Source organism: Terriglobales bacterium (assembly GCA_035691485.1).
GTDB lineage: Bacteria > Acidobacteriota > Terriglobia > Terriglobales > Acidobacteriaceae > JAIQGF01.
The window spans coordinates 1-4,760 of sequence record DASSIZ010000110.1; the positions used below are offsets into that span (position 1 = coordinate 1).

General features: G+C 61.7%; 3 protein-coding genes. 2 read left to right on the forward strand and 1 reads right to left on the reverse strand.

What is annotated here, in order from left to right; all coding sequences use genetic code 11:
• Both VFI82_13870 and VFI82_13875 read left to right on the forward strand, forming a co-directional pair.
• On the forward strand, positions 1-899 hold an 899-nt coding region (locus VFI82_13870; GenBank protein HET7185770.1), incomplete at its 5' end, for an alpha/beta hydrolase.
• 230 nt (positions 900-1,129) lie between these two features.
• Positions 1,130-1,801, forward strand: a complete 672-nt coding sequence (locus VFI82_13875) for a DUF4386 domain-containing protein (GenBank protein HET7185771.1) — start codon at positions 1,130-1,132, stop codon at positions 1,799-1,801.
• 61 nt (positions 1,802-1,862) lie between these two features.
• On the opposite strand, the gene VFI82_13880 is transcribed toward VFI82_13875, so the two are convergent.
• On the reverse strand, positions 1,863-4,364 hold the full coding sequence (locus VFI82_13880) for a protein kinase (GenBank protein ID HET7185772.1): 2,502 nt from the start codon (positions 4,362-4,364) through the stop codon (positions 1,863-1,865).
• Positions 4,365-4,760 lie beyond the last annotated feature (396 nt).

Here is a 4,760-nt window from a genome sequence, read left to right on the forward strand (position 1 = left end):
GGAGAGTGCCCGATCCCCAGCCGGTCGCGGGGCCGGAGGTCGCTAAAACGACGGGGAAGGAGTTCCTGGTTGCCGGCCGGCCGGCGGTGGCGGTGCGCAGCGTGTCGCGGCCCACGATGACGGTCTATTCGCCAAAAGGAAAGAACACGGGCGCAGTGGTCGTCGTCTTCCCTGGTGGGGGCTATCAGGAGCTGGCCATCGATCTTGAAGGCACCGAGGTCTGTGATTGGCTGACGCCCAAGGGGATCACGTGTGTGCTGCTGAAATACCGAGTGACGGATGTGGGGCCGTATCCGAAATCGGGGCCGTATCCGGAATCACCGATGGCGTTGGAAGATGCGCAGAGGACGGTGGGGCTGGTGCGCCTTCACGCGGCGGAGTGGCACATCGATCTGCACAAGATTGGTGTGCTTGGGTTTTCATCCGGCGGGCATCTGTCGGCAGCGATCAGCACGCACTTTGAGAAGCGTTTGTATCCGCCTGTAGACGCCGCCGACAAAGAGAGCTGCCGTCCGGATTTTGCGGTGGCGATTTATCCGGGGCACCTGTCGCTTTCCGCGGCGGAATGGGATGCCAAGCAAGGCGCCAGAAAGGTTGTGATTCGTAAGCCGGTGCATGAGACGACGGCCGATAAACAATTGGGGTTGAATCCCGATATTCCTGTCACCCGTCAGACGCCGCCCACGTTTTTGCTGCAAGCGGAGGATGACCACGTGGACAACGTAAACGACTCGCTGGCCTACTACATTGCGCTGAAAAAGGCCGGGGTCGCTGTCGAGATGCATTTGTATGCCCAGGGCGGACATGCCTTTGGGCTGCGGCGCACGAACCTTCCGATTACCGCATGGCCTCAGTTGGTGGAGAGGTGGCTGGGGACGATCGGGATGATTTCGGAGTAGGTGAGAGGGTGGCAGTGGTGCAGGCTCCCGCGGAGAAGGAAGAGCTTTAATTACCGGCGCTCAGCCTTGACAGTTCCAGGCTTGCCTTGTCGTCATAGCACCTGCGCACCTACCACGCGGTGGCGTTTGCGCCAAAACGATGCTCGGAAACCTCTTCTAAGTGGGGAACCCTGGAATCTGGCCGAGCGTACTTGAAAGTGCACTCGATCTTGCTGGTGCTTGGGGGTTTCATGACGCAGACAAGCAACGCTCGGCTCGCCGGGTTCACCTTCCTGGCTTACATCGTGACCGGCATTGCCGCCATGATTCTGTTCGGACGGGTGGCGACTGGCCCCGATGCCGCGGCCAAGCTCGCAAGCCTGGCCCAGCACGTGACCACGGTGCGCTTATGCGCCCTGCTCGAGTTGCTTACCTTCTTCGAAGCGGCGACGCTTGCGGTCACACTGTACGCACTCACGCGAGACGAGGACGCCGATCTTGCCCTCTTCGCGTTCTGCTGCCGTCTGGCTGAAGCTGTGCTGGGAGCCGCCGCCGCGGTTCAGACGCTGCGATTAGCGAAGGTGGCCATGGCATCATCGGCAGGTGACGCGGCTGCGACCGCGCTCGGAGGCTTGGCGCTCGCAGAAGGCGGCTCAGCCGGGACGGTCGGCGCCATGTGCTTTGCCGTGGGCAGTACGCTCTTCGCTTACCTGTTCCTGCGCGCCCGCAGCATCCCCGTCGCGCTCGCCTGGCTGGGAGTGGTAGCTTCGGTGCTACTCGTGTTAACACTGCCAGTGCAGCTCGCCGGCCTTCTTCCCACTGTGCTGGCCTGGCCGATCTGGATGCCGATGCTGATCTTTGAAGTGACACTCGCCCTCTGGCTGATGATCAAGGGCGTGCGCGTTCGCACTGGCGCGCGATAACTGTCTGACGATCGAATCCCCACTCTTGCCAAAACCAGGCTGACGTGGGGTTACCCGAACATCAGCTGGACGATCCGAACAGCTGCCGGTAGTGTTCCCACTTCTGACGAACGTCGGACATGAGGCGTTGGTAGTCGCGGTCGGAGCGCATGGATTCGAAGTTCTTGTCGCGCTGGAACCAGGGATAGTTTTGGTTGCCGATCTCGACGGCGCGGCGCAGCCACACTAGCGAATGCGGTTTGTCGCCAAGCAGGGAGAAGGTACCCGCGATCCAGTAAGCAGTGTCGCCGTCGATGATCTCAGCCGGGCGGAGGCGAAATACCAGTGGATCAATGCGGTTGCGTTCGCCGCGCGAGGCATGGAGGAAGGCGGACAGGAAGGCCGGTTCGTCAATGCCGGTGCCGCGGGCCAGTTCGATGGCGCGGGTGAAGACCTGCTCGGCATCCTTGTACTTTCCGTTGTAGTAGTACATCTCGCCAAGGTAGGCGAGGGCTTTGATCTGGTCAGGGTGGGCGGCCACCACCTGGCGCAGTTCTTCCTCGCCTTCCGCGACGCGTCCCAGGTAGAGGAGGCCGCGGGCGTGCATCCAGTGGCGCTGCAGGGCAACCGGATTCAACTCGATGCTGCGGCGGAATGCCTGCTCGGCGAGATCATCCAAGCCGGCGAAGTGGTAGACATAGCCCAAGCTCAAGTGGGCAATTTCCAGATTGGGTGCCAGCCGCAAGGCCTCCCGCAGGGTGGTGATGGCCTCGATGTTCTCTCCCTTGACAGTATGGACACCGCCCAAAATATGGTAGGCCTCGGCGAAACCAGGCTTCAGCCGCAAAGCCTGTTCCCCCGCCCGCCGGGCCTGGTCCACGTTTTCGGTGGCGTTTTCCTTAAAATTGGCGCTCTCGTAGAGCAGGCTGTCGGCCAGAACGATATAGGCTTCGGCAAAGGCCGGGTCCTTGGCAATCGCCTGTCGCGCCATATCGCGGCCCTGATGAAGGTTTTCGCGGCGGGAATCGAGGAAATACTGGCTCATGTAAGAACGCGCCCGTAGGTACAGGTTGTAGGCTTCGGGGGAGGCGGTTAAGGGCGCCGACATGGACTGTTGTTCCGCGCCCGACATCTGCACGCTCAGGCCTTCCAGCACTTTTTGTGCAACCTCATCCTGGAACTTCAACATGTCGTCGGCGTGCAGGTCGTAGCGGCCCGCCCAGCGGGTGGCGCGAGTCTGGCTGTCGATGAGCTGCACCGAAACCCGGACCACGGGCCCGGACCGCTGATAAGTGCCGTCCAGCACGGATTGCACGTCCAGGTCCTTCGCAATGCGAGAGGGTTCGGCCGGCTCCTTCACATATTTCAGGACCGAACTGGTGGGGCGTACGGCCAGGTTCTGCAGCGTGGCCAGGCGGCTGATAATGGCGTCGGCCATGCCAACACCCCAGGCCTCGTCTCCCGTCTGGGTGGAGAGATCGCGGAAGGGCAGCACGGCAAGCGTGCTGACGGCAGGCGCAGCCACCGGCCGGACCGGAGTAGCAGCGGGAACCGCTCGCGCACGGCTGTACCAGAACAGCCCGCCTGCGAGAGCCATCGCCAATACGACGATGCCGGCGACCATCCATTGCACGCTCGAAAACGGCGCCCGCTTGGGGCGAGCTGCCGCGCTCTCGACGGCAGGCAGGCGACCCGACTCCGTATCCCGCTTCAGACGCTTCAAGTCGGCCCGCAGTTCGGAAGCGCTCTGGTATCGCACCTCGCGATCTTTCTCCAACGCCTTGACGATGACTTCCTCTAACCGGGGCGGGACTCGCGGGCTCAGGCGGACAGGAGCCACCGGCGTGCGATTGAGAATCCCGTCGAAAATGACTCCCGAGGTCTCACCGTGAAAGGGCAGCATCCCGGTGGTCATCTCGTAGAGCACCGCGCCGAAGGAGAACAGATCGCTGCGGGCGTCCAGTTCCTTGCCGCGCACTTGCTCCGGAGACATGTAGGCGACGGTGCCGACCGCGGTGCCCGGACTGGTCAAATGCTCCTCGGCAACCGCGGTGACCGCCATGGCGGCGGAGACCGTCGGTTGCCTGCGCGTTTGAACCACCTTGGCCAGTCCGAAGTCGAGCACCTTGACGTGCCCGCGCGTGGTCACGAAGATGTTGGCCGGCTTGATGTCGCGGTGGATGATTCCCTTGGCATGGGCGGCGTCGAGAGCATCCGCTATCTCGATGCCGAGATCGAGCACTTGCTCAATTTCGAAAGGCTTGCCGGCGATGCCGTGCTTCAGGGTGTTGCCCTCAAGGAACTCCATCACGATGAAGCGCTCGCCCTCGCACTCGCCGATTTCGTGGATGGTGCAGATGTTGGGATGGTTGAGAGCGGAGGCGGCGCGCGCCTCGCGGCGGAAGCGTTCCAGCGCCTGCGGATCCCGCGCCAGGTCTTCGGGCAAGAACTTGAGAGCTACGAAGCGGCCTAACTCAGTATCCTCGGCCTTGTACACCACGCCCATGCCGCCGCCGCCGAGTTTTTCGAGGATGCGATAGTGGGATATTGTCTGACCAATCATCATCCTCACCGTGGCAGTCATGTTAGGGAGCAGGCCCGCGCAAAGTCAATGCCGGCCGGCGAGATGGTCCGCCGCTGGTCATGCCTCGATGGCGTGATGCAGCAACTCACAAGCGGAGGAACACCACACGCAGATCGTACGCTTCACCATATGCTTGACACCGCCGACATTGTTAGAGACGCCTTTATCGCACGTTGAGTTAGGAGGCTAATTCTTCGTGAAGTCCCGTTTTTTACCGGGGTGCGGCCATCTAGCACCGCATTTGAAGCGTCAACATGATTTCTCCTGCTGGTACTGTCTTTCGCCTACCATGGTTTCGTCGTCATTGCCCGCGACGACAAGAATCCTTTACGCTCCCTTCGGTGAGAATGAGCCGTAACATCTGGGAAAATCGATTCTTGCGTCCTTTGACTCCTG